This window comes from Streptomyces manipurensis, assembly GCF_049570255.1.
Lineage (GTDB): Bacteria > Actinomycetota > Actinomycetes > Streptomycetales > Streptomycetaceae > Streptomyces > Streptomyces manipurensis.
Genome location: NZ_CP186950.1, coordinates 281,915 through 305,781 on the forward strand (window position 1 = coordinate 281,915; position 23,867 = coordinate 305,781).

At 73.8% G+C, this 23,867-nt stretch carries 21 protein-coding genes; 10 read left to right on the top strand and 11 right to left on the bottom strand.

All coding sequences use genetic code 11. The features are described from left to right. The first annotated feature begins 24 nt into the window (after positions 1 to 24). The 4 genes from ACPU2J_RS01455 to ACPU2J_RS01470 all read left to right on the top strand — a co-directional run bounded on the left by ACPU2J_RS01455 (position 25) and on the right by ACPU2J_RS01470 (position 3,034). Positions 25 to 387: an STAS domain-containing protein gene (locus tag ACPU2J_RS01455; protein WP_365072684.1), complete on the top strand. Its 363-nt coding sequence runs from the start codon at positions 25 to 27 to the stop codon at positions 385 to 387. Positions 388 to 414: 27 nt separating this feature from the next. After that, positions 415 to 918 carry an ATP-binding protein gene (locus ACPU2J_RS01460; protein WP_423832530.1) on the top strand — a complete coding sequence of 168 codons (504 nt, stop codon included), beginning with the start codon at positions 415 to 417 and terminating at the stop codon, positions 916 to 918. A gap of 116 nt (positions 919 to 1,034) precedes the next feature. Then, complete coding sequence (locus ACPU2J_RS01465; RefSeq protein ID WP_423832531.1) at positions 1,035 to 1,793, top strand: restriction endonuclease; 759 nt, start codon at positions 1,035 to 1,037, stop codon at positions 1,791 to 1,793. Next, a complete protein-coding gene (locus ACPU2J_RS01470) occupies positions 1,790 to 3,034 on the top strand; it encodes a phospholipase D-like domain-containing protein (RefSeq protein ID WP_423832532.1) in 1,245 nt (414 codons plus the stop codon). Before ACPU2J_RS01465 ends, ACPU2J_RS01470 begins: the two co-directional genes overlap by 4 nt. A gap of 32 nt (positions 3,035 to 3,066) precedes the next feature. On the opposite strand, the gene ACPU2J_RS01475 is transcribed toward ACPU2J_RS01470, so the two are convergent. The 9 genes from ACPU2J_RS01475 to ACPU2J_RS01515 all read right to left on the bottom strand — a co-directional run bounded on the left by ACPU2J_RS01475 (position 3,067) and on the right by ACPU2J_RS01515 (position 14,326). Continuing rightward, positions 3,067 to 3,414, bottom strand: coding sequence for a hypothetical protein (locus tag ACPU2J_RS01475; RefSeq protein ID WP_420082097.1), 348 nt, complete (start codon positions 3,412 to 3,414; stop codon positions 3,067 to 3,069). A gap of 77 nt (positions 3,415 to 3,491) precedes the next feature. Further along, a complete protein-coding gene (locus ACPU2J_RS01480; RefSeq protein WP_423832533.1) occupies positions 3,492 to 4,595 on the bottom strand; it encodes a hypothetical protein in 1,104 nt (367 codons plus the stop codon). A gap of 16 nt (positions 4,596 to 4,611) precedes the next feature. Further along, positions 4,612 to 5,895, bottom strand: coding sequence for an MFS transporter (locus tag ACPU2J_RS01485; RefSeq protein ID WP_420082095.1), 1,284 nt, complete (start codon positions 5,893 to 5,895; stop codon positions 4,612 to 4,614). A 93-nt stretch (positions 5,896 to 5,988) separates the two neighbouring features. After that, positions 5,989 to 6,858 carry an ABC transporter permease gene (locus tag ACPU2J_RS01490; protein ID WP_423832534.1) on the bottom strand — a complete coding sequence of 290 codons (870 nt, stop codon included), beginning with the start codon at positions 6,856 to 6,858 and terminating at the stop codon, positions 5,989 to 5,991. After that, the gene (locus tag ACPU2J_RS01495) at positions 6,855 to 7,931 is read right to left on the bottom strand and encodes an ATP-binding cassette domain-containing protein (RefSeq protein WP_423832535.1); all 1,077 of its coding nucleotides are present in this window, start codon (positions 7,929 to 7,931) and stop codon (positions 6,855 to 6,857) included. Before ACPU2J_RS01495 ends, ACPU2J_RS01490 begins: the two co-directional genes overlap by 4 nt. Before the next feature lie 329 nt (positions 7,932 to 8,260). Further along, entirely contained in the window at positions 8,261 to 8,416 is a 156-nt protein-coding gene (locus tag ACPU2J_RS01500) for a VenA family class IV lanthipeptide (protein WP_167350579.1), read from the bottom strand. A gap of 46 nt (positions 8,417 to 8,462) precedes the next feature. Further along, positions 8,463 to 11,147: a class IV lanthionine synthetase LanL gene (gene lanL, locus ACPU2J_RS01505; protein WP_423832536.1), complete on the bottom strand. Its 2,685-nt coding sequence runs from the start codon at positions 11,145 to 11,147 to the stop codon at positions 8,463 to 8,465. A 684-nt stretch (positions 11,148 to 11,831) separates the two neighbouring features. Next, positions 11,832 to 12,890 carry a DUF1152 domain-containing protein gene (locus tag ACPU2J_RS01510; protein ID WP_423832537.1) on the bottom strand — a complete coding sequence of 353 codons (1,059 nt, stop codon included), beginning with the start codon at positions 12,888 to 12,890 and terminating at the stop codon, positions 11,832 to 11,834. Further along, entirely contained in the window at positions 12,887 to 14,326 is a 1,440-nt protein-coding gene (locus ACPU2J_RS01515) for a coproporphyrinogen-III oxidase family protein (RefSeq protein WP_423832539.1), read from the bottom strand. The genes ACPU2J_RS01510 and ACPU2J_RS01515 overlap by 4 nt, the downstream gene beginning before the upstream one ends. Before the next feature lie 217 nt (positions 14,327 to 14,543). On the opposite strand from ACPU2J_RS01515, the gene ACPU2J_RS01520 reads away from it, so the two are divergent. The 6 genes from ACPU2J_RS01520 (at position 14,544) to ACPU2J_RS01545 (ending at position 20,845) form a co-directional block, all read left to right on the top strand. Beyond that, on the top strand, positions 14,544 to 15,797 hold the full coding sequence (locus ACPU2J_RS01520; RefSeq protein WP_420082088.1) for an ATP-grasp domain-containing protein: 1,254 nt from the start codon (positions 14,544 to 14,546) through the stop codon (positions 15,795 to 15,797). Positions 15,798 to 15,802: 5 nt separating this feature from the next. Continuing rightward, complete coding sequence (locus ACPU2J_RS01525; protein ID WP_420082087.1) at positions 15,803 to 17,053, top strand: ATP-grasp domain-containing protein; 1,251 nt, start codon at positions 15,803 to 15,805, stop codon at positions 17,051 to 17,053. Next, positions 17,050 to 18,300 carry an MFS transporter gene (locus tag ACPU2J_RS01530; protein ID WP_420082086.1) on the top strand — a complete coding sequence of 417 codons (1,251 nt, stop codon included), beginning with the start codon at positions 17,050 to 17,052 and terminating at the stop codon, positions 18,298 to 18,300. Before ACPU2J_RS01525 ends, ACPU2J_RS01530 begins: the two co-directional genes overlap by 4 nt. Then, positions 18,297 to 19,301 carry a peptidogalycan biosysnthesis protein gene (locus ACPU2J_RS01535; protein ID WP_423832541.1) on the top strand — a complete coding sequence of 335 codons (1,005 nt, stop codon included), beginning with the start codon at positions 18,297 to 18,299 and terminating at the stop codon, positions 19,299 to 19,301. Before ACPU2J_RS01530 ends, ACPU2J_RS01535 begins: the two co-directional genes overlap by 4 nt. A 208-nt stretch (positions 19,302 to 19,509) precedes the next feature. Beyond that, positions 19,510 to 20,430: a CDP-diacylglycerol diphosphatase gene (locus tag ACPU2J_RS01540; RefSeq protein ID WP_423832542.1), complete on the top strand. Its 921-nt coding sequence runs from the start codon at positions 19,510 to 19,512 to the stop codon at positions 20,428 to 20,430. Between the two features lie 115 nt (positions 20,431 to 20,545). Further along, entirely contained in the window at positions 20,546 to 20,845 is a 300-nt protein-coding gene (locus ACPU2J_RS01545; RefSeq protein WP_420082083.1) for a hypothetical protein, read from the top strand. Between the two features lie 107 nt (positions 20,846 to 20,952). Here the strand turns inward: ACPU2J_RS01545 and ACPU2J_RS01550 are convergent, their stop codons facing one another. Together ACPU2J_RS01550 and ACPU2J_RS01555 are read right to left on the bottom strand one after the other, a co-directional pair. Continuing rightward, entirely contained in the window at positions 20,953 to 22,722 is a 1,770-nt protein-coding gene (locus ACPU2J_RS01550; protein ID WP_420082082.1) for a BCCT family transporter, read from the bottom strand. 245 nt (positions 22,723 to 22,967) lie between these two features. Next, positions 22,968 to 23,840: a C40 family peptidase gene (locus ACPU2J_RS01555; protein WP_423832543.1), complete on the bottom strand. Its 873-nt coding sequence runs from the start codon at positions 23,838 to 23,840 to the stop codon at positions 22,968 to 22,970. Positions 23,841 to 23,867: the final 27 nt, after the last annotated feature.

Here is a 23,867-nt window from a genome sequence, read left to right on the forward strand (position 1 = left end):
GCGGGGAAGAAGGCCGTGAGCAGCATGGACACGCAGTACGCCGAGGCGCGCAGCCGCGTCGAGACCCGGTCCGAAGGCGACGTGCGCATCGTCGTGATGGCGGGTGAGTTCGACATGGACAACGTGGCCGACCTGCGGACCGCGATGGACCCCGGAGCCCCCGGGATCGCGCGGTTCGTCCTGGACGTCGCCGGGGTGACCTTCGTCGACTCGACCGCGCTCAGCATCATGCTGCAGCCCGCCATGGACCGGCCGGTGGTCCTGGCCGGGACGGTGCCGGGCAGGCTGGCCCGGCTCCTGGAGATCACCGGTGCCGACCTGGCCTTCGCCACCGCGCCCAGCGTGGCCGAGGGCATCGTCATGATCGTCCCGCCCCGACAGGGCTGAACGGCGTTCCCCGTCAGGAGGTGGAGGGTGCTGCACCACGCCGGTGCGAGCGACAGCAGGACGGGCCCGGGCGGGCCGCGCAACGCCATGCAGGCGCGCGACCTCGTACGGGCCCTTCTGGAGTCCTCCGGAATCGTGCGGCCCGGCAGCGCCGCCGGGGACTCGCTGCTCACCGACGCCCTGCTGGTGACCTCGGAGCTGGTCACCAACGCGGTCCGGCACGGCGGCGGGCTGCTCGCCTTCGACGCCGCGCTGTGCGCCGGGGGAACCGGTCTGCGGATAGCCGTCACCGACGCCACCAGCGCCCGTCCCCCGGACCCGGCGTCCGCCGCGCCGGGGGCGATCACGGGCCAGGGCGGCTTCGGCTGGCCGCTGATACGCCGTCTCACGCGGAGCGTGACGATCACTCCCGCCGCGCAGGGCGGGAAGCGCATCGAGGTCGTGGTCCCGCTGGACGGCGGCGCCGGGCCGCACGGGGCGAACGGCCCTGGGGCGGCGGGCACCGGGGCGGAGGGCACCGCCCGGGTTTGAGTCCCGCGATCGCGGCCATACGGGCGTCGAACAGGCTTCGGCGTCCGCCGCGGTCCCCGTCCCGGCACCGGCCGGGACAGGGACCGCGGTGGGCCGGGGCGAGAGGGGGAACTCGTATGACCACACCGGAGCAGGACGCGCCCGCGGCCGTGCGGCGGGCCGGATCCATGGGCCGCCCCGGCAGCCTGGGGCGCGACGCGGTGCTCGCGCTGGGACTGCTCGGCATCCCCGTCGCGGGCCTGGCGGCCTTCCTGAAGGCCGCCCCGTCGGAAGGGGTCCGGCTGCCGGTGGCCCCGGTCACCGCGCTGGTCGTCCTGCTGCTCGGGGCGCTCCTCGCGAAGTGGGCCTTCGCCCCGGCCCGTCGCCGGATCCGTGCCCCGCACCCGGTCGCTCCCGCGGAGGTGCCTGCGGAGGTGCCCGACATCGGCGGTGAGGCCCTCGACCACGCCGCCGTCGACGCCGACGGCTTCGAACACGCGGTGGCCGCCCTGTGCGCACGGGACGGGTGCACCTCGGTCGAGGTGGTCGGCGGCGCGGGCGACCTGGGCGCCGACGTCCTCGCCACGACGGCGGACGGGCGGCGCGTGGTGATCCAGTGCAAGCACTACGCCGAGGACAACCGGGTCGGCTCGCAGGACCTGCAGCGCTTCGGCGGCACCTGCTTCGCGGTCCACGAGGCCGACGTCGCCGTCATCGTGACCACCAGCTCCTTCACCGCGCCCGCCGCCGAGTACGCGGACACCTGCGGGATCGTCACCGTCGACGGCGAGGCCTTGGCGGCCTGGACCGAATCGAGGGCACGGGCCCCGTGGGAGTCAGGCGCCGCGGCGCCCGCCGCCGGCCCGTCCAGCACCTTCCGAGGAGGATCCGCATGACCACCACCGACGCCGCCCCGTCCCCCGTCCCGGGTGTCCGGGCCCCCGCCTCGGCGGTCGGCCCGACCGAAGGCGCCGACGCGGCGCAGGAACGCATCCACCGCATCCGGCGCCGGCTGGAACGGCTCATCGGGATCGCCGCCACCGAGGGGAACTCCGTACGCCCGCTCCGCAACGGCGACGAGATCTTCGGCGCGATGCTCGACGCGGTCGCGTCGGCCCGGCACACCGTGGACATGATGACCTTCGTCTACTGGAAGGGCGAGATCGCCCGCCGGTTCGCCGAGGCACTGGCCGAACGGGCCCGCAACGGGGTGCGCGTACGGCTGCTCCTGGACGGCTTCGGCAGCCGGCTGATCGAGCAGGACCTGCTGGAGCGGATGGGCGCGGCCGGGGTGGACGTGGCCTGGTTCCGCAAGCCGGCCCTGGTCTCCCCGCTGAAGCAGAACCACCGCTGCCACCGCAAGGTCCTCGTCGTCGACGAGAAGATCGCCTTCACCGGCGGCGTCGGCATCGCGGAGGAGTGGTGCGGCGACGCCCGCAACCCGCAGGAGTGGCGCGACACCCACGCCGAGGTGCGCGGTCCGGCCGTCGACGGGGTCGCCGCGGCGTTCGCCCAGAACTGGGCGGAGTGCCATCCCGAACTCTTCGACGACCGGGACCGCTTCATCAGCCACGAGCCGGCCGGGTCGGCCGTCGTCCAGGTGGTGCGCGGCTCGGCCGCCTTCGGCTGGCAGGACATGCAGACGCTGATGCGGGTCGTCCTCGAATCGGCCGAGGAACGCGTGCGGCTGGCCACCGCCTACTTCGCCCCCGACGACTACTTCGTCGAGCTGCTGTCCGCCACCGCCCGCCGGGGCGTGACCGTGGAGATCCTGCTGCCCGGCCCGCACACCGACAAGCGGGTGTGCCAACTGGCGGGCCAGCACCACTACGAGGCGCTCACCGCCGCGGGCGTCCGCATCCACCAGTACCAGCCGACGATGATGCACGCCAAGATCATGACCATGGACGGGGTGGTCTCCCTCATCGGCTCGTCCAACTTCAACCGGCGCTCGCTCGACCACGACGAGGAGGTCATGCTCGCCGTGATGGACCCGGCCGTCACCCGGACCCTGGACGAGCACTACGACGAGGACCTCCGGGCGAGCGCCCGCATCGCGCCGCAGCGCTGGCGCCGCCGCTCCCTGCTCCAGCGGGCCCGCGAGCTCGCGGTCCGGCCGCTGCGCCGCTTCCTCTGAGCGGCGGGCGGGCCGCCCGGGACTCCCCCGCCTCAGCGGCCCCGCCAGCCCGCGGCCGCGGCGAAGGCCAGGGCGGCGAGGGCCCCGCCGGCGACGGCACCGGTGGCGAGGAAGGCACCCCGGGAGTTCCAGGACAGGACCGACCAGCGCGAGCGGGCGGACAGCACCGATCCGAGGCTGAGCCAGGAAGCCGTCGAGAAGGCGGACTGCGAGGAGCCGATCGACCCGACCGAGAGGGCGCTGCCGACCGATCCGACGGACAGCACGGAGCCCACGGAGCCGATGGAGAGCACGGAGCCCACCGAGCCGATCGACAGCACGGAGTCGCGCGACCAGAGGGACAGCGCCGCGTACCCGGTGGTTCCGGCATGCTTGGTCATGGACCGATCGTACGACCGCGGCGCCCCGGCCGCCGGGTCGAGTCCACGGCCTCCGCTCCCGTGGGCGCCGCGTTCCGTCAGTCCGCGGGTGGCCAGGGGCCGGCGAGCAGCCGTTCGGCCTCCGTGACGATCGCCCGCTCACGCACTCCTCGCCGGGTCCCGTCCGCCGTGTGGTGGGCCTCGACCGTCTCGACGAGCGGCCGGAGGGGCTCGGGCCGGTCCAGGGCGCCCCAGCCCTCGTGGGTGATCAGGTCACCGCCGTCCGCAGGGGCCATGCTCCCGCCGACGATCATCCGGAGCCACCAGCGCACGAGTTCCCAGCGGGCCGCCTCCGCGGTGACACCGGTTTCCGGCAGGGCGAGTTCGGCCAGGACCCGGCCGAAGAGCGGCTCGGCGCGCTCGTGTTCGGCACGTGACAGCCCGGCGAGCACCGGGACCGACTCGGTCTCGACGCCCAGGACCAGTGCCGTGAGCCCTGCTTCGACCAGTTGGTGGGGGTGGTGCCGGCGGCCGATCAGGCGCTCCAGGGCCAGCATCCGCAGGTAGTCGACGGCCTCCGGCGCGCTGGTGGCGCAGGGGCTGTGCGGTGTGGGCGCGGTGACGTCGATGCCGGGGCCGCCGTTGACGAAGTACGACCAGAAGCCGACCGTCGCGCGGGCGGGCAGACCGCTCGACCTGCCGGTGAACTCGCGGCGGACGTAGTCGGAGAGGTCGTTGCCGTAGAAGATGACGTCGGTCTGGTGCACGGACAGCACGGGGTGCCCGGACTCGCCCGCGGTGCCCGGCAGGTATCGGTGACCGTATACGGGCACCAGCTGCGGTACGGACGCCAGCTCGGCCCGTGCGATCCGCAGTGCTTCGGCGCGTGCGGCGGGCTTCGCGGGCCAGTCGGGGTGCCAGAAGCCGTGTTCGACGTCGAAGAGCACACCGTCGACCGGTGCGGAGAGCCGCCCGGCCAGGTCCTCGGGGTCGCCGCCCCGCCAGTCGGGCCAGCTGCGCGAACCGTGCGGGAGCCCGACGGCGAGGAAGACCCGGTGGTCCGCCGAGAAGGTGAAGCCGAACCGTGCCTCGACCGCGTCGAGTTCCCGCTCGGTCAGGCCCGGCGCGATCTCGGCCCGGTGCATGCGGTGCAGGTCCCGGGCGGCTTCCGGGGTCAGCGGTTGGGGTGGATGCGTGGCCATGCGGCCAGGATAGTGATCATGACGCCGGGCCGGCCTGTGCGGTGGCGGGGACGCCTTCGCCGGCCGGGTCCGGCGCCTGTGCCGGGAGGCGTCGTACGGCGGGGACGCAGAGGAGCGCGAGGGCGGCGGGGACGGCGAGGAGCGTCATCGCGTACAGGGTGGGCCGTACGCCGAAGGACGCGGACACCGGGCCGGCGAGTGCCAGGCCGAGCGGCATGAGTCCGGTCGACAGCAGGTGGTCGTAGGAGCTCACCCGGGACAGGGCGGCTTCGGGTACATGGGTCTGCAGCGCCGTCTCCCACAGGACGAAGAAGAGCGAGACGGCGACGCCGGTGACCGCTTCGAGGACCGCGATCACGACGAGGGGGGCGCCGGATCCGATGATGACCGCCTGGCAGGAGGCCACCGCGAGCGCCGCGGCGGCCAGGGCCATGGGGCGCGCGACCTTCAGCCGGTAGGCGCACACGTCCCCGAGGACGGCTCCCGCGCCGAAGGCGGCCACCACCACCGACCAGCCTGCCGCGCCGCCCCATTCGCGCGCCGCGAGGACCGGGCCGAGGACGTAGACCGACGGCAGCACGACGACGTGGTAGACGGCCATGCCGGCCATGCCGGACCACACCCAGGTCCGGCTGCGCACCTGGACCCAGCCCGCGCGCAGCTCCTCGAGGAACGTCCCCCCGGCCGTGTCCTTCTCCGCCGCGGACGCCGTCTCACGGGGCCTCAGCCGGGCCAGGAACGCGGCGCTGACGGCGAAGGTCAGGGCGTCGAGGGCCAGGGCGCCCCCGGGGCCCGCCAGGGCGACCAGCCCGCCGGCCAGGGCCGGACCGATCACCAGACCGGACGACTGGACGAACCCGCGCAGGGCGTTGGCCTCCCGCAGCCGGTCCGGGCCGACCACGAGGGGCATCAGCCCGGTGGCGGCGGGCATGAAGAACGCGTCCGCCGTACCGAACACGATCATCAGCAGGACCAGGTGGCGGATCTCCGCGGCACCGGTCGCCAGCAGGACGGCGATGAGCCCCTGGACGGCGCACCGCACCACGTCGGAGAGCATCATGATGCGGTGGCGCGGGAAGCGGTCCGCCCAGACCCCGCCCACCAGGGTGAACAGCAGCATGGGCACGAGCCCCGCGGCAGCGACCAGGCCGACGTCGGAGGCGGAGCCGCCCACCGCGAGCACGGCGAAGGGCACGGCCACGAACGCCACGCGGTCGCCCAGCACCGACAGCGACTGCCCGATGAACAGGCGGGCGAACTGCGGCTCGTCGCGGAGCACGCCGGGGATCAGGGTTTTCATGGCCGGCCGTTCAGGGTGGGAGCGGGGGGTGTGCAGCGCCCGATGGTAGGGAGGGCCGCGCCCGCCGGTCACCTGAATTTCGGCGGCCCGCGCTCAGTCCGGCCGCTTGAACCGGTGCGCGGCCCAGACGAGGGCGAGGACTCCTGCCCCCAGCAGGGCGGCGGCCTCCAGCGCCGGCGGGGGCGGGCTGCCGAACCACTCGATGCCGGACACGGCCGGCCGGTCGGGCATCCGGAGCGTGATCGAGCGGCGGAGCAGGTCCACCCCGTACGCGATCGGGTTCACGGCGGCCAGGGAACGGGCCCAGCCCGGCAGGGCGTCGAGCGGGAAGAAGCCGCCCGAGAGGAACAGCAGCGGCATCATCACCACGCCGAGCAGCATGTGGAACACCTCGGCCCGCTGGAGGGTCACGGCCAGGGCCAGGGACAGGGCGGTGAGGGTGAAGGACGCGAGGATCATGCCGGCCATCAGGAGCGCGAGCAGCGCCGGGTCGTAGGGCAGGCCCACCGCGCCGGCCAGGGCGAGGAGCACGGTGCCCTGGACCGCGGCGACGGTGGTGCCGCCGGCGCAGCTCCCCAGGAGCAGGGTGGTGCGGCTGACGGGGGCCATGAGGAGTTCGCGGAGGTAGCCGCTCTGGCGGTCGGTGATCAGCCGGATGCCGACCATGATGGCCGGCGTCTGGACGGTCATCATCAGCATGCCCGGGAACAGGTAGGTCTGGTAGCCCACGCCGAGGGTGGAGGTGGGGATCAGGGCCGCCAGGCCGCCGCCGAGGATGAAGAGGTACAGCACCGGCTGGAGCAGCATCAGGGCGGTGTGCGTGGGCTGGGAGGACAGCCGCAGGAGGTCGCGGTGGACCAGGCCGTGGACCGCGCGCAGCTCGCGGCGCACGCGCGTCGGGCCCCGGCCCGCGGTGTCGGCGTGTTCCGCGGTGCCGGGGGCCGGGGGCGCGCCGGAGGTCATGCGGTCCTCCCGGTTCCCGGCGCGGGCCGGGCGGTGTTGATGCTGCGGCCGGTGTGGTGGAAGAAGACGTCGTCGAGGGTCGGCGGAGTCGCGGACGCGGCCCGTACGGGGATGCCGTGGGCTTCGAGGGCCGCGCACAGGCGGGGGATCCACGCGCTGCCGTCGGGGACGCGCAGGCACAGGCCGTCGGTGTCGGCCGTGAGGACGGCCCCCGGTGGGGCGGCGTCGCGTACGACGTGCTGCGCCGCGGTGTCGTCACCGGTGCGCAGCAGCACCCGGTCGTCCCCGATCGCGGCCTTCAGCGCGTGGGGGGCGCCCTCAGCGACCAGGCGGCCGCCGTCGATGATGGCGAGGCGGTCGCAGTTCTCGGCCTCTTCCAGGTAGTGGGTGGTGACGAACAGGGTGGTGCCGTGCCGGTCGCGCAGGGCGCGCAGGTGGTCCCAGACCTGGGCACGGGCGTGCGGGTCGAGTCCGGTGGTGGGTTCGTCGAGGAAGAGGATCCGGGGCTCGTGCAGCAGCCCGCGGGCCAGTTCCAGGCGCCGGCGCATGCCGCCGGAGAGGGTGCGGACCGGGGAGCGGCGGCGGTCGGCGAGGGCGACGGCCTCGAGGGTCTCGGTCACGCGGCGGCGGGCGTGGCGGCGGCCCATCCCGTAGAGGCGCGTGTGGATGTACAGGTTCTGTTCGGCCGTCAGGTCCGGGTCGAGTGCGCTGTGCTGGAAGAGCATTCCGACGTGCCGCCGGACGTGGTCGGGCTGGCCGGGCACCTCGGCGCCGGCGACGAGGGCCCGTCCGGCGGTGGGGCGGGCCAGGGCGCACAGCATGGCGATGGTGGTGGACTTCCCGGCGCCGTTGGGTCCGAGGAAGGCGAAGGTCTCTCCCTGGCGGACGTCGAGGTCCAGGCCGCGGACGGCCTGGACGGTGGTGCCGTCGGGGCCCGGGTAGGACTTCACCAGGCCCCGTGCGCTGATGGCGTACGCCGGTTCGGGCGCGGACCGGTCGGTGTCCGGGGCCTCGGGTGCGTCGGTCAGGAGGAGGGCCCGGGCGGGGGCGTCGTCACCGGCGTGCGGCTGCATGCTCGTTCCTCGTCTGCGGGGTGTGGGCTGCGGACTCGGGGCGTACCGGTTCGGGGGGAGGCGGCGCGGTCGGTGTGGCCGGCGCGGTGGCCGGGTGCGCCCCCGGGGGCGGGGGGCTGGTGCTCCGGCCGGTGGCTGCTGCGTGGCAGCCACCGGCCGGAGGTTCTTCGAACCCTCTCGTGCGGCTCCGGTCGGACGCCCGAGGGAGCACGGGGCGTTCCCTACGTGCGGCGCAGGGGGTGCGGCGAGGGGTCAACGAGACTTCCGTCGACCGTCCCGCCGCGCCCTGCCGGGGCCGGGTCCGGGGCCGAGAGGGCCCGCTGTACGGGTCAGGCGCAGCTGATGCCCACACAGACGGTGTTGAGGAGCGTCAGCAGGCCGACGCACTCACAGGTCGCGGCGAACGGGGCTCCGTCGACGCCGACCGGGTCGGTCTCCGGAAGGGCGTGCAGGTGAGCCAGCAGTTCGAGGTCGCGGTTCTCCATGACTTTCTCCTTCTCTGTGACGTGGCGACAGGGTCTTCCCTGCCGCTCAGACCGGCTGCCTGAACATCCAGCGCCGGGGTTCCGGGTGGCGGATCCGCAGGAGGAAGGCCAGGATTCCTGCGGATCCGTCGCTCCAGCTCGTCGAGACGTCCCCGTATTCGTTGGGGAAGACGACGTGTCCGGAGCGGTCGGCCCGTTCGGTGACGACGAGGCGGGCCAGGTCTTCGGCCATCGCGCGGTACGACGGCTCCCCGGTGGCCTCGGCCATGTCCAGGAGGAAGTCGCCGTTCCCGGCCAGGCCGTGGCATTGGGTGAGGGCCGCGCGGGAGGCCCGTTCGACGACGGCGCGGGTGGCGCGGCGGGCCAGGTCGCCGAAGCGTTCGTCGCCGGTGGCCCGCCAGAGCCGGACCAGGAAGGTGCCGATGCCGGCCGAGCCGTGGCACCAGTACGGGGCGGTGGGCGGGTCCGTCGCCTGGGCCGGCCACTGGGCGGCCTCGTCGACGAGCACGGCGTGGGCGACCAGGTGTTCGCCCGCCTCCACCGCGAGCCGGGCGAATTCCGGCCGGTCCGAGACGGTCGCGGCGGCGAGGAGAAAGCAGCCGATGCCGGCGGTTCCGTGGGCGAAGCCCAGGTAGCGTTTGCCGGCTTCCTCGGCGACGGCTTCCGCGGGGACCGGCCAGCTCACTCCGGACGGCTCGCGGCGCGCGGCGGCGGCCAGCCGGTCGGCGGCGTCCGTGACCTGCTGCGCGAGGCGCGGGTCGCCCGTGCGTTGCCACAGGTGGGCGGCGGCCAGGCCGCTGCCCGCGGAGCCGTGGGTGATGTCGTGGCTGGGGGTGGGTTGCTGGGGGGCGAGGGCGAGGGCCAGCGCGTGGTCCACGAGGGTGCGGTCCGCGACGGCGCGGCCGGCGTCGTACAGCGCCCAGGCGGTGCCGCGGCCTCCGAAGTGCAGTCCGGGGCGTACGGATCCGGGGTCGGTGCGGGCCGCGATCCAGTGGCCCGCGGTGGATATCGCCGCGGGCAGGCGCGGGTCGCCAGTGAGTTCGAAGTGCTGGGTCAGGACGGCCAGGACTCCGGCCGCGCCCTGCTGCACCGTGCACGGGTCGGTCTCCCCCGCCATCGTGGAAACGGGCCAGAGCCGCCGGGGGTCCTGCGGGGTCATCGTGTCGACGAGGTGTTCGACGATGCCCGTCACGGCGGCCGCGACCGGGTCGCGGGGTGTGTCGGTGCGGCCGGTGGTGCCGGCTCCGCGGGCGGGGTCTGCGTGACGCGGTGTGCCGGTGCCGCGGCGCAGGGCGGCGCGCGCCCGGGTGGGGTCCCAGCGCTCGGCGGGGTCGTCCCGCATCAGCCCGAGGATCGTCTCGTGCAGGGCGGCGGGCAGGCCGAGCGTCGCGTCGCAGGCGGTGAGCCATGCGGCGAGGCGTTCCTCGGGAGTCCTGGTGGCGGGTTCCTCGGGCAGCAGGTTGGGGACCTTGCCGGCGAGGACGAAGCACACGGTGGCGCCGAGGCTGTAGTAGTCGGCGGTCGGTGCGACGGGGGCGCCCGCCAGTCGTTCGGGAGCGCTGAAGCCGGGTGTTCCGACCGTCGTGGGAAGGGCGTCGTCGCCCTTCAGGACGGCCAGTTCCAGGTCGATGAGGCGGAGTTCGCCGTCCGGCCGGACCATGATGTTGCCGGGGGTGAAGTCCCGCAGGACGCAGCCCTCGGCGTGGGCCGCGGCCACGAGGTCGACGAGGCGGGCGGCCTGGTCGAGCGCGTCGGTGCGGTAGCGGGCGCTCCCGGCGTCGCGGAAGTGCTCGGCGACCCAGGTGCGCAAGGGGACGCCCGGTACTTCCTCCTGCGCCAGGAAGAGGTGTCCGGCGTGCTCGAACATGGCGAGGGAGCGCGGTGCCAGCCCGGTTCCGTCGAGCTTCTCCAGGGTCCGGGCCTCGGCGCGCAGCCAGTCCCGTACGTCGGCGCCGGAGGCGTCGGCCTCCACATGCGGGCGGGCCTCCTTGATGACGACGGGTGCGCCGGTGGTGACGTCCGTACCGCGGTAGACGCCGCCCTTGTTGGTGTGGCGGATCGCCTCCCGCACCGAGAAGCGGCCGCCGAGGAGGACCGGGCCGCCCGGTGCCTTCCGGTCGGGCGGCGGGGCGGGGACCGTGGCGGGAAAGGGGCTGACGGCCCAGGGGGGAGGAGAGTACTGGCCGGTGCGCTTGTCCTCGACGGGGTTGCCGTCGGGGTCCTCGATGTACCAGACGAGCAGGCCCTGGTCGGAGAGCCGGCGGCGGCCCACGAAGGCGCCGTAGCGGTAGTGCACCAGGCTGTTCGCGGCGTAGGGCTGGTCCGACAGGATCCGTGGGCCGGCGAGCCCGGCGGTGGCCCCGTGCAGTTCCCGTGCGATGCGGACGGCGTCGCCGTCGGAGCGGGGGTAGACGGTGAGGAACTTGCCGGAGCTCCCGCGGGGTGTGGCGCGGGAGTTGAGCGCGCTGACCTGGTCCAGGGACCGGGCGAACTTGAACGCCGACTCCTCCCCCAGCAGGACGTCCAGGGCCTTGGCGAGGACGGCCGGCGCGGAGGCCGACGTCGCCGACACGTGCAGTTTCCATCCCTGGTCCCGCTGGGTGGCGGCGACGGGTGTGAGGCGGCACCACATCTCGTCCGCGTCGGTGGTCCAACGCGCCCCCGCACCGGAGGCGTCCAGCGCCCGGCGGAGCAGTTCTTCGAGGTCGACTTCGGTTGCGTGGCTCGTCATCCCTGTCCCTCTCAACGGCGAGGACCGCTGGTTGGAATATGCCTTCGGGTAATGAAGAACGTAGAGGCCGCGTCGGACGGGCGTCACTGGCTGCGACGAGCGCACGGTGTCGTTGCGCGGCCGGCTGGGGTCAACCGGCGCAGAAAGGAAGCACAGGGGAGTGCGCGGGGTCCGAAGGGGCCCGTGTGCCTGCCGGGTGGGAGCTCCCCGGAGAGTTCCGGGGCCCGCGAATTCCCTGGATCGCGTATACGGGAGATGAATTCCGAGAATGCTCCGCCGGTATGCCCGACGGTATGCAAGCGCATTTCCTTGCGGTCACGGAGAACATTGCCGGTGCGTCACTGCCGCCCTAAAGCTTTCCCGTCCGCCGCCCCGCCGTAAAGGGACTTCTGCGCCGCGGCACCGACCAGCGCCGGAATGCCTCCGGTGGGCCGCAGGGTCCGGCGGACACCCGTATGAGCTGCACACCGACCGATCGTTGTGCGTTCAACCGCTCTCGGGTGATCTCCTGACATTGACCGAAAACAACGACTGCGTTCCACGCGTCCCGTGCGGGGGAATTCATGGCTCGTGGGGTGCCCGGTGCGGCTGGGGAATGCGGTGCCCGTTGTATCGGCGGGGCCCGGAAACGGCGCACCCGGACCCCGGCGGCACGGTGGTGCGACCGGGGCCCGGGCGGGGGTTTCAGGAGAGCCGGAGCAGCGGGGTGCCGCTGCCGAGGACGTCCCGCAGGGCCGGGATGTCGGTCCAGGCGAGGCCCAGGGTGCGTGCGGCGTACCGGAGGGTGACGTGGTCCGCTCCGGGTGCGGCGGCGCGGAGCGTCTTGAGTGCCACCTCCCGGTCGGGGAGGGGGGCGAGGACCGCCGGCGGGTCCTGCCGGGGTGTCAGGGGCCGTTCGGGCGCCAGTCCGGGGATGCCGGTGAGCCGGTGGGAGAGGTCGGCCGCCTCCTGCAGGGTCGCGGGCCGTGCGTCGATCAGGGCGCGTGCGACCGGGTTGTGTCCGACGGCATCCTCCAGCGGCATGCGGTACAGCCTCGGCGAGGCTTCGCCGAGCACGGCCGTGTGGCTGACGGCGCGGGCCGTGCCGCGGGCGCCCAGGACGGCGGCGGCCCAGAGCGCGGACGCCTCGGACGGGTGCCAGGCCAGGGCCCGGGCGGCCGCCGGGACCGCCGCGGGTGTCGGGTCGTGGTGGCCGTGTCCCCGGAGGCGGCCGAGCAGGGTGTGCTCGTCGATCTCCCCGTCCAGGCCCGGTCCGGCGACGTGGACGGTGGTCGGGACGCCGGACAGGTGGCAGGCGGCGAGGGTCAGGGCATCCCCGAAGGGGCTGCACAGGCCGGGTTCGTCTCCGTGCGTGAGGATGTCGCCGCCGATGTCGACGATGCGGACGTGTCCGCCCGCGGCGGCTGCCGCGGCACCGATCCGCCGGGCGAGCGGGGCGAGTCCGTCGGCGGGGTCGAGCAGCAGCAGCCGGGCCGGCAGGTCCCGCGCGAGGGCGGGCAGGGTGGAGCCGGCCGGGGGCCGGGGCCGGGTGTCCGGGGTGAAGGCCGGTGCGCCGTGGGCCCCTTGGGAGAGCCCGGCGAAGTGGCGTTCGCCGAGGGGTTCGGTGAGGGGGCTGACCTCGGCACGTTCCCAGGCGTAGGTGGCGATCACCGGTGGATCGGCGGAGGGGGTGAGGGTGCGCGCGGCGATCAGGGTGCCCAGCGGATCCCCGCCGCCGCCCGCCGCCACGTACAGGTCGCTCACGCGGCTCCCTCGCGCAGGTCCACGCCGGTGATCCGCACGGGGGTGGCCCCCATGTTCCGGCGGGCGCGCGCGTTCGCCGCGTGGAGGTCCTCGTAGTACTCCCGGTCCAGGCCCTTGATCCGCTCGGAGTAGAACATCCAGGACAGCACGTCGCGGTACTTGAAGCCCTTGGGGGTGAGCTGGACGCGGCGGCCCAGCCGGTGCAGGAGGCCGTTGGCCTCGGCGGCGTCCAGGACCGCCTCGAACTCGGCGGCGTGCTTCTGGTAGCCGAACCGGTCCAGTTCGGAGAGGTCCAGGTCGAAGGTGTCGAGGACGAGGCGCTTGCGGACCAGCTCCTCGCCGGTCAGCTCGATGCCCGTGACCGGGACGATCTGGTGGTTCCCGGCCTTCCTGATGTAGTCGGCGACCTCGGCGGTCGAGGGCTTCACGCTGCCGGTCATGTAGTCGAGCACGCTGGTGTACGAGCGGGCGCCGACGCCGAGTCCGAGCAGGGGCACCCCGTGGAAGGTGAGGACCTTCTGGGCGTAGCCGCCGCGTCCGGGGATCTTGTAGCGGACCGAGCCCTCCTGGACGTAGCCGTGGTCGAGGAAGACCTGCCGGGCGTAGTCGTAGCGCTCGTACAGCTCGGGCTGCCACATGTACTGGTAGGCGCCGGTCTTGGAGAACCACGCGTCCGGGCGCACCGTCAGGAAGTAGGTGCTGATGGTGGTGGGCCGCAGGGCGGCCAGTTCGTCGACGCTGTGCCGCCAGGTCTCGGGGGTCTGCCCCGCGAAGCCCATGATCAGGTCGGTGGAGAGGTCGGGGAGGCCGAGCTCGTGCGCGGTCCGGATCGCGCGCCGGATGACGGCCTCGTCCTCGCCGCCGCGGCCGGCCTCGCGGATCTCGCGGGGCACCAGGGACTGGATCCCGACGTTGGCACGGGTGAGGCCCATGTCGATCAGGGCCTTGAACTCCTCGGGGGCGTCCGCGATCGAGGACGGCGTGGCCTCGACGGCCACTTCTTCCACGGTGGAGCGCCAGTTGGGGTAGATCCGGGCGAGGGTGGTGAAGATCTGCTCGAAGTGACGGGGCTTCAGCAGGGCGGGGGTCCCGCCGCCGATGTAGACGGTGCGCAGCCGGCGCGCCCGGATGATCTCGGCATGGTCCTGGAGCTGCGTACAGAGCGCGTCGGTGTAGGCGTCGAAGACGTCCTCGTCGGTGCTGATGATCGTGTAGAGGTTGCAGAAGCCGCACTTGCGGTCGCAGAAGGGGACGTGCAGGTACAGGTTGAGTTCGGGGACGGGGTGGTTGGCGAGGTCCGCGGCCCAGACCTCGGGGATGCTCCACCTGCCCTGCGGCAGGGGGCGGTAGGTGGAGCGGGGCGGGTAGGAGTACTGGTAGGGCGGGATGACTCCCTGGGCGATCTGGTCGGCGAGCTGCTGGCGCAGACGTTCCACTGTGCTGGTCCCCGTTCGGGTCGCTGTGGCGGGCTTACCTGGCCCGGCGATCCGACCACGGGACTCTTGTGCGGCTCCATGGGCGATGCGCACCAAATGCCGTTCGGTTACTGACCAGTTGCTTGTCATTTGCTCCAAGTAGGCATGCTCTGCGGCAAGTTATTTTCGTTTGTCAGGCCCATAGCAGCCTCGTCCCACCTGCGGGTTTGCTGGGCGGATGACTATCGGTGCGGGCCCGCGCGGTCCGGGAGTGCTGGTGATCGAGCCGATGGGGAACGCGGGACGTTTCCTCGTCGAGGCCGCCGACCGGCTGGGACTGCGCTTGTACGCGGCGACCCACGCGGAGGTCCACGACGCCTATCCGCCGTGGCTGCGCTCCGCGCTGGCAGGGGTGTGCGCGACGGACCTCACGGACACCCCGAGGGCGCTGGACGACATGGAGGCCTTCTGCCGGACCCACGCACCGGCGGGCGTCGTGGCCTGCTTCGAGCTGTTCACCCCGCTGGCCGCGCTGCTGGCCGAACGGGTCGGACTGCCGGGCAACGACCCGCGGCTGGCCCGGGCGGCCCGCAACAAGGTGCTCATGGGCGAGGCCTTCGCCGCGGCCGGGGTCCCCGCGCCCCGCTGGGCGGTGGCCCGTGACCCGGACGAGGCCGGCCGGGTCGCCGCGACGGGCGCCCTGGGCTGGCCCTTGGTGGTCAAGCCCGCGGAACAGGGCGGCTCCTGGGGGGTGTCCGTGGTGGACGGACCCGGAGCGCTGGCCTCCGCGGTCCGGGCCGCCCAGCGGTTCACGCACGCCCGGCCGCACGGACTGGCGCTCGACACCACGGCCCTGCTGCAGGAGTACATCGACGGGGCCGAGTACTCCTGCGACACCGTGGTCGCCGACGGGGTGGCCCATCCGCTGCCGGTGGTCAGGAAGGACACCACCGGCGGCCGGCACCGCATCGAGACCGGCCACACCTGTCCGTCGGGGCTGGACGAGGAGCTCGCCCGGGTGGTGCAGGACACCGCGGCCCGCGCGGCGCTCGCCGTCGGCGTGCGCAACGGCATCGCGCACACGGAGCTGAAGATCCCGCCGGGCACCCGGACGCCGTACGTGATCGAGACCGGCGCGCGCCTGCCCGGGGACAACCTGTGCGAGCTGGTCGAGGCCGCGACCGGGGTCAGCGAGGCCGTCGCCTGCCTCCAGGCCGTGCTCGGCCGGGTCCCCGAAACCACCCCCACGGCCTCCGGCGCCGCCGCGATCCGCTTCCTGCTGCCCGACCACGGCGGAGTGCTGCGCCGGACCTCCGTACCGCCGGCGCCCGGCACGCACTCCGAGTTCCACCTGCGTCCCGGGGACCGGGTGCCCGAACCGGCGGACTCGGCCTGCCGGATCGGGCACGTCCTCGCCCGCGCGGCCACCGCCGCCGGTGCGGGCGACCTGGCGGCCTCGGTCGTCGCCCGGTCCCGAGTGGAAGTGGGCTGACTCCCGTGCGGAAGATCGCGTTCCTGCGGTCGGTGGGCATCCGCCGCGCCGACCCGTACATCCAGCAGGCGGTCCGCGGCCTGGCCGCCGAGGGGATCGAGGCCGGCCTGTTCCACACCAGCGGCACCCCCGGCGACGACGACTTCCCCGGTCACCGGCACCGGCTCGACCGGGGGATCACGCCCCGCCGGCTCGCCGGTCTGGTCGCCGACTGGGGAGCGGACGCGGCCGTGTCGATCTCGCTGCCCTGCGAGAACGCGCTGCGCGACGCCGCGGCCGCCTCCTACCTGGAGGCCGTCGGCATCCCGACGGTCATGACCCCGCTCGCGTCGACGATGCTGCTCGTGGACAAGTGGGAGACCAAGCAGCTCTGCCGGCGGGCCGGGCTGGCGGTGCCGGACGGCTTCCGCGCCGACGCGGGCCTGCTGGCGGACCGCGGGCTCCCGGTGCCGGGCTACCGGGACGCCCTGCGGGCGGAGGCCGCGCGGATCGGCTACCCGCTGATGGCGAAGCCCGTCTGGGACTCCACGAGTACGGGCATCCGCACCCTGCGCACCCCGGCCGCGCTGGACGCCTGGCTCGCCGGCCCGCCGCAGCCCTCCGCAGTGCTGGAGGCGGTCGTCGAGGGCGACCTGTGCAGCGTCGACATCGTGGGACGGCCCGGCGCCTACCAGGTGCTCCCCCTGTGCTGGACCGGGCGCGCCGGCGCGGAGCCGGTGTTCACCTTCGCCGACCTGCGCTGGTGCGGCCCCCGCCCGGAAGCCGACGCCGCGTTCGAGGCGGTGGCCCGCGACCTGGTCGCGCTGTGCGGGCAGCTCGGCGTGCACGGGTCGGTCAACGTGGACCTGGTCCACGAGGACGGCGGGTTCACCGTCCTGGAGGTGAACCCGCGGGTCGGCGGGGCGACCACCCTGTCCTGCGCGGCATCGGGCACCAACACCTACGCCACGCTGGCCCGCATGGCCCGCGGCCTGCCGCCCGCGCACGGTCCGGTGCGGCGCGCCGGGTGGGCCGTGGAGTTCCTCGCCGAGGAGGGGATCCCTCCGCGGGCGCGGGCCGCGCTCCGGGAGGCCGTCGACGTCGTCACCGTGCACGAGCTCGTCATCGACGGCGTCTCCCGCGGCGACATCGCCGTCCTCACCCTCCCCGAGGGTGAGGAGGCCGCCACCGTGCGGGCCCTCACGGCGCTGCACGCGGCGACCGGCTTCCCCGGACCCGACGTCCTGGCCAAGATCACCCGGCTGCTGGTCCCATGAGCACTGCCACCGCCAACCGGCGCCCGGGCGCCGCCGCGCGCCTGGGTGTGCCGCCGCTGCGCGGGCACGGCCGCTTCGTCACCGGCAACCTGATCGACTCCGTCGGCAACGGCATGCTGCTGCCCCTCGGACTGCTGTACTTCACCGATGTGCAGGGCCTGCCCGCGGCGCACGTCGGCGTGGCGATGACGGTGGGCCAGGCCGTCGCCCTGCCCGTCACCTTCCTCGCCGGGCGCCTCATGGACCGGATCGGTCCGCGCCCGGTCGTGGTCGCCGCGAACGTCCTGTCGGCCGTCGGGTTCGTCCTGTTCCTGTTCGCGGACCGGCTGTGGCACGTCGCTGCCGTGCACGTGCTGGTGCAGGCCGGCATCAACATGTACTTCACCGCCCAGCGGACCCTGATCACGCACGTCACCGGAGCCGACGAGCGGCGCGCGTGGTTCGCCTTCACCGGCTCGCTGCGCAACGTCGGTCTCGCCGCCGGTTCGGCCGCCGCCGCCGGGGCGCTCGTGGTCTTCGGGAAGGGCGCCCTGTGGTGGCTGATCGCGGCCGACGCCGCGACCTACCTGCTGGCCGCCTTCTGCTTCGCCTCCCTGCGGACCACTCCCCCGCAGCCCGAGGAACCCGCACCGGACGACCTGGCGGCGCGGAGCGACCACACACGGCGCTATCTCCTGCTCGTGGCCGTGAACCTGCCCTACGTCCTCGCCCAGGCCGCCCTGTCCGTGCTCGTCGCCCTCTACACCACCCGCGCCCTGGGTCTTCCCGCGTCCGCGGCGAGCCTGCTGTTCGTCGTCAACACCGTCCTCGTGTCCGGGTGTTCGACAGTGATCACCGCCCATCTCGCACCGAAGGCACCCCGCCGGGGCGTGGTCGCCGGACACCTCGTCATGGCCGCGGCCATGACGGCGTTCATGCTTCCGGCGCTGCCCTCGCTCGCGTTCACCGCCTGGGCGGCCCTGCTCGCCGCGATCATCCTGTTCAGCGTCGCCGAGATCCTCCTCGGACCGGCGCTGAGCGAGCTGTCGGTGACCCTCACCCCCGATGCCGCCGGGGGCTTCGCCCAGGGCCTGTACCAGTTCTCCTGGGCGGTCGGCATGGTCGCCGCGCCCGCCCTGTTCACCCTGCTGCTGGAGGCCGGGCCCCTGCTGCCCTGGGGGGCCGAGGCGGTGGCCTGCCTGCTCGCGGCGGCCGCCGCCCCCGCCCTGAGGGCCACCAGCCGTCACCGCCGGAGGAAACCCCGTTGATCACCACGCTCGTCGACTCCGTCCGCGCCGTCCCCGCCGCCGAGTGGGAACGCCTCGCCCACCCGGCCGGGCTGTACCTCTCCCACCGGTGGCTCGCCGGGGAGGAGGACGACCCGACCGCCGACACCTCGTACGCCCTGGTCCGGGACCACGACGGCACGCTGCTCGCCGCCGCTCCCCTGCACCTCGTGCACACCGAGCCGAACGACGCCTACCGGCCCGGCGGCCTGCTGCCCCCGCGGAGCCTGCCGCCCCGGGTGATCGCCGGGGCCCGGCGCGGCTACCGCAACACCCCGCTGACCGCTCCCGGCCTGGACCCCGTACGCCGTGACGCCTGCCTGGCCCTGCTGCGCGACGCCGCGCGGCGGCTCGCCGGCCGGAACGCGACCACGCACTGGTGGCCCTACCTCACCGCCGGGGCCGCCGGCCGGCTCGCCCCGCTCTATCCGGACGCGGCCGTGCACCTGGAGGACGACGCCCTCATCCCGCTGCCCGGGCGGGACTTCGAGGCCTACCTCGCCTCCCTGCCCTCGCGGCGGCGCGTCGGCATCCGCCGGGAACGCCGCGAGTTCACCGCCGCCCGCCCCGACGTACGCCGCCCTTCCCTCGCGGAGTGCGCGGCGGACGCCGGGACGCTGCTCGCCGGACACCAGCAGGGCCACGGCCACGACCGGGACGGCGTCGACGCCATGACGGCCCTGCTCGCACGGCAGGCGGAGACGATGGGGACCGACGCGCGCGTCGTGGCCGCGTACGAGGGGCGGCGGATGGCCGGCTTCTGCCTGTACTACCACTACGCGGGGACCACGTGGATCCGGGCGGTCGCCGTCGACCGGAGCTCCCCGGTGCCCCACCTGTACTTCAACCTCATGTACTACCTGCCGGTCGAGGACGCCTACGCCCACGGCACGACGGCGCTGCACGCGGGGATGACGACGATCGAGGCCAAGCGCCGGCGCGGCGCCGAGGTCACGGGCCTGTACGCGCTGGCCGACCGGTGACGGGGCCGCGGGCGCCGGGCGGCCGGTCACGGGCCTGCGCATGACGGCCTTCCGGCGTAATACCGGGCGCTCCCCCACCGCGTTCCCGGGACCGGGCCGGGACGGAGCCTACGTTGTGAGCGCATCAGCAGGCCCTTCCCGGGCGGGAAGGCCGCCGCCCGCCCGGCCCGGGCCCGTACCGGCGGCCGTAGACCATCGGAGCTCACAGATGAATGCCATCGGCAAGGCGAACGACATGCCCCGCCGTCAGTTCGTGGCGCTGTCCGGCGCCCTGGGTGCGGGGGCGCTGCTGACCGGCGCGGGCGGCCGCGCGTCCGCGGCGACGGGCGCCGGGCCGGGGGCGGCAGCGTGCTGTCCCTGCCCCACGGACCCCAATCCCCCCGGCGGCGGCCAGAGCCCCTGCCCGCCGAACCACATGCAGGGCCTCTGCGGCAGCCCCGCCGACACCGACCCGCTGTGGCAGGACGTGCAGTACTGCACCCAGGGAATCGTGCCGCCGAGCGGACAGCGGCCGAACTGCCTGAAGACCACCCAGAACTACGTGGTCCTGCACGGCAGACCGCAGAACCAGCACAACTACCTCCTCGTGCCGAGCTGCCGCATCACCGGCATCGAATGCCCGTTCCTCGTGACCTCCGGCGTCGCGAACTACTGGCACGAGGCGTGGGAGAACGCCCGCAGCGGAGGTGACGTCCCCGTGCAGTACCCCTACATCGGGCTCGGGATCAACTCGCAGACCGCCCGCAGGCTCAACCAGCTGCACATCCACATGGCCGGAATCCGCGACAGCACGCAGGCGCGGCTGCAGGCCCTGGAGGCGTCCGGACGGGTCGCGCCCCAGCCCGCGGTGTGGGGCGACGCGCAGTACCAGGCCCCGGTGACGGGCACTCAGGGCTCGGGCGACCGCACCTACCGCATCCTGCGCCTGGACTCCCTGACGGAGAACCTCTTCGAGCTGCTGTACGTGCACGTGGTCCGGCGGTTCAGCCTGGACATGGCGGGTCAGACCCTGATCGTCGTCCCCAAGGCCCCGCAGACGGGCCCCACCAGGACCTTCTACGTCCTCAACAGCGACTCCTCGCTGCACGACGGGACGAACACCTGCGACCACCTGCTCGTGTACACGTGAGCCGGGGGCGGTGACGGCTCCACCGTCACCGGCCTTCGTCCCCATGGTCGAAGCCTGTACGGCATCCGCCCGGCCCGGCGGGTGTCGGGGGCCTCTTGCGGTTACGGTGCGTGCCATGAACGTCGTACTGGATTCCTGCCCGGAGTGTTCGCGCCTGCTCGGGACCCAGCGGGGTCCGGCACAGCCGGATCCGCACGGGGCGGCCGGGGGTGGCGGTGCCGGGCCGGAGAGAGGGCTCGCCCGGCACCTGGCCAACCGGCACCCCCACCTCATCCCGGGATGGGACCCGGGGTGCGCACGCTGTACGGAACTCGCCGCGGTGCTGCGCCAGGCGCAGGAGCAGGGCCTGCTGGGGGCGGGCGCCTACCAGGTGGGCGCCGAGCACCGGGCCCTGCACCTGCTGGGCGGGGTCTAGGCCCGCACTTCCGGATCGGGCCGGACCGGGGCCGCGGCCGGGGGCCGATCCGCACGGGGTGGGGTCCGGGCGGCGGGGGCCGGCCGCCACCGCCCGGACCGGGCCCTTCAGGAGGCCGGGGGCGGTGCTCCCGGGTCGGTGCCCTCGCCGCCGTCCTTCGGCTTCCGGGGGGTCTCGTCGTGCGCGGGGCCGATGCGGATCTCGAAGTCGCCGTACTTCTCGTGGCCGGCGACCACGGCGTCCTCCACGGCCTCCTCGGCCAGTTCGACCCGGACGATGAGCGGATCCCTGCGGAGGTCCCGCAGCAGGGCCCAGCACATGCCGATCATCACCAGGACGAACGGGGCCGCGACGAGGATCGTCAGGTGCTGCAGGCCCGCGAGGGCGTCGCCCTTGCCCTCGCCGACGAGCAGCATCACGGCCGCCACACCGCCGGTGACGACGCCCCAGAACACGACGATGAACCGGGCGGGTTCGAAGGACCCCTTCTGCGAGAGGGTCCCCATCACGATCGACGCAGCGTCGGCGCCCGACACGAAGAAGATGCCGACCAGGACCATCACGACGAGGCTCATCACGCCGGCGATCGGGAACTCCTGAAGCACCCCGAACAGCTGCGCCTCGGGCGTCGTCGCGGCGCCCAGCTCGCCCTGCTCCTTCAGCTGCATCGCCGTGCCGCCGAAGATGGCGAACCACACCAGGCTCACGGTGCTGGGCACCAGGATGACGCCGCCGACGAACTGACGGATCGTACGGCCCCGGCTGATGCGGGCGATGAACATGCCGACGAACGGGGTCCAGGAGATCCACCAGGCCCAGTAGAAGACCGTCCAGCTGCTCAGCCACGCGGCGACGTCCCCTCCGCCGGCGGACGCCTCGGTGCGGCCGACCAGCTGGGGCAGCTCCTCGAAGTAGGCGGCCAGGGAGGTGGGGATGAGGTCGAGGATGAGGATGGTGGGGCCGACGACGAACACGAAGACGGCGAGGATCACGGCCAGCACCATGTTGATGTTGGACAGCCACTGGATGCCCTTCTCCACGCCGGAGACGGCGGAGAAGACGAAGCAGACCGTCAGGACGCAGATGATGGCGACCAGCAGCCCCGTACCCGCCTTGTCCAGCCAGCCCACCTCGTGCATGCCGCTGCCGATCTGGAGCGCGCCGAGCCCCAGGGAGGTGGCGGAGCCGAACAGCGTGGCGAAGATGGCGAGGATGTCGATCACCCGGCCGGGAGCGCCTTCGGAACGTTCCTTCCCGAGGAGCGGGACGAAGACGGCGCTGATCGTCTGCCGCCTGCGGCGCCGGAAGGTGCTGTACGCGATGGCCAGGCCGACCACGGCGTAGATGGCCCACGGGTGCAGGGTCCAGTGGAAGAGGGTCGTGGCGAGCGCCGTCTGCATGGCCTCCGCGGCGTCGGCGGGGTCGGTGCCGGGCGGCGGGTCGGTGAAGTGCGCGAGCGGCTCGCTGACGCCGTAGAACATGAGGCCGATGCCCATGCCGGCGCTGAACATCATGGCGACCCACGAGACGGTGCTGAACTCGGGCTTCTCGTGCTCCTGGCCCAGCTCGATCCGTCCGTAGCGGCTGATGGCGAGCCAGAGCGCGAAGACCACGAACCCGGAGGCGGCGAGGACGAACGCCCATCCGGCGTTGTGCATCAGGCCGTTCAGCAGGGTGTCGGAGACGGTCTCCAGCGAACCGGTGGCGACGACGCCCCAGATGACGAAGCACATCGTCAGGACCGCCGTCACACCGAAGACCACCCGGTCGGTGACCGGCTCGCGGTCCTCGTGGGGGTGACGGCCCGGCAGGGCCGCCTTCACCGGCAGCCGCAGCCTCTGCCTCCCTTTGCGTTGCTCCTGAGACACAGGCGGCACCTTCCCGATCGCGGCCGATGGTTTCCCGTATCCCGTACCACGGCGTGCGCGCCGGTCCCGGCATCAACAGGCCCCGGCCGGACGCCCCGTGCGGTGTGCTGGGCCGTACGGGTGGTCCCGTCCGGAAGGCGGGGATCCGAGGCGCACGGCGACGGGCCCCCACCGGCCGTGCCGGTGGGGGCCCTCGGGGCCGTCTGGAAGGGTGCCCTGCTCGGGGCGCGGTGGCCGGTGCCGCACGGTGGCGCTCAGCGGCAGGTGGGTACGCCGTCCAGCCAGGCGCCGCCCCTGATGTAGATGTTGGTGATCCACGCCCGGTACTCGGGCAGGTAGGACCAGGCGTCGTTGGTGTAGCCCTCGGCCGTCACCGTCTCCGCGTGCTTCTGGCACTCGATGCGGACGGTGGTCGGACCGGGGAACCGGTGGACGCGCGGGCTGCTCGTGGACGCCTCCTCGTGGGTCCACACGTCGGTGCCCCAGGTGCTGAACGTGCCGGAGCCCGCCGACGCCGCGATGCGCACCGCCCCCGCGTAGTCGCCGCCCAGCCGGACGTCGCTGACGGTGATCCGGGTGCCCGACTCACGGGCCTCGACCATCTTCCCGGCGCCCAGGTAGATCGCGATGTGGTGGACGGAGCCCCCCGACCCCCACGCGAGCAGGTCCCCGGCCAGCAGCGGTCCGGTCCCCTGCGCGGCCGTGAACCGCTGGCTGACCTGCGGCGAGTGGAACTGGTGGTACGCGTTGCCGGGCAGCGGGTCGCCACCGGCCGCGCGGGCGTAGGCGTAGCGGACCAGGCCCGAGCAGTCGAAGCCCAGCCGCTCCGGGTCGTGGGCGCTGTCCGGGTCGCTCGGGTCGACCTGGCCGTACGTGGGCCCCGGCTGGGGGCCGTGGCCGCCGCCCCAGGTGTACCAGACGCCGATCTGTTCGCACGCCGCCCGGACGGCCGCTTCGGCCGTCGCCGAGGCTCCCGGGGCGAGCACCGCGCACGTCGCCGCTGCCGCCCGGGGCGCCCCGGCCGGCGTGACCGCCGTCGCCGCCGTGGCACCGGCCGCTCCCGCCCAGGTGAGCAGCAGCATGAGCGCCGTCACCGCAGCCTTCGTCGCCGTTCTCCGCATCCGCATGTCGTTCCCCCGTCCTCGTCGCGGTCT

What these genes read in the sequence shown, in the direction of transcription:
- ACPU2J_RS01455 (WP_365072684.1), top strand. Translation starts at nt 25, where the DNA reads ATGGACACGCAGTACGCCGAGGCGCGCAGCCGCGTCGAGACCCGGTCC.
- ACPU2J_RS01465 (WP_423832531.1), top strand. Translation starts at nt 1,035, where the DNA reads ATGACCACACCGGAGCAGGACGCGCCCGCGGCCGTGCGGCGGGCCGGA.
- ACPU2J_RS01470 (WP_423832532.1), top strand. Translation starts at nt 1,790, where the DNA reads ATGACCACCACCGACGCCGCCCCGTCCCCCGTCCCGGGTGTCCGGGCC.
- ACPU2J_RS01475 (WP_420082097.1), bottom strand. Translation starts at nt 3,414, where the DNA reads ATGACCAAGCATGCCGGAACCACCGGGTACGCGGCGCTGTCCCTCTGG.
- ACPU2J_RS01480 (WP_423832533.1), bottom strand. Translation starts at nt 4,595, where the DNA reads ATGGCCACGCATCCACCCCAACCGCTGACCCCGGAAGCCGCCCGGGAC.
- ACPU2J_RS01485 (WP_420082095.1), bottom strand. Translation starts at nt 5,895, where the DNA reads ATGAAAACCCTGATCCCCGGCGTGCTCCGCGACGAGCCGCAGTTCGCC.
- ACPU2J_RS01490 (WP_423832534.1), bottom strand. Translation starts at nt 6,858, where the DNA reads ATGACCTCCGGCGCGCCCCCGGCCCCCGGCACCGCGGAACACGCCGAC.
- ACPU2J_RS01495 (WP_423832535.1), bottom strand. Translation starts at nt 7,931, where the DNA reads ATGCAGCCGCACGCCGGTGACGACGCCCCCGCCCGGGCCCTCCTCCTG.
- ACPU2J_RS01500 (WP_167350579.1), bottom strand. Translation starts at nt 8,416, where the DNA reads ATGGAGAACCGCGACCTCGAACTGCTGGCTCACCTGCACGCCCTTCCG.
- lanL (WP_423832536.1), bottom strand. Translation starts at nt 11,147, where the DNA reads ATGACGAGCCACGCAACCGAAGTCGACCTCGAAGAACTGCTCCGCCGG.
- ACPU2J_RS01520 (WP_420082088.1), top strand. Translation starts at nt 14,544, where the DNA reads ATGACTATCGGTGCGGGCCCGCGCGGTCCGGGAGTGCTGGTGATCGAG.
- ACPU2J_RS01530 (WP_420082086.1), top strand. Translation starts at nt 17,050, where the DNA reads ATGAGCACTGCCACCGCCAACCGGCGCCCGGGCGCCGCCGCGCGCCTG.
- ACPU2J_RS01540 (WP_423832542.1), top strand. Translation starts at nt 19,510, where the DNA reads ATGAATGCCATCGGCAAGGCGAACGACATGCCCCGCCGTCAGTTCGTG.
- ACPU2J_RS01545 (WP_420082083.1), top strand. Translation starts at nt 20,546, where the DNA reads ATGAACGTCGTACTGGATTCCTGCCCGGAGTGTTCGCGCCTGCTCGGG.
- ACPU2J_RS01555 (WP_423832543.1), bottom strand. Translation starts at nt 23,840, where the DNA reads ATGCGGATGCGGAGAACGGCGACGAAGGCTGCGGTGACGGCGCTCATG.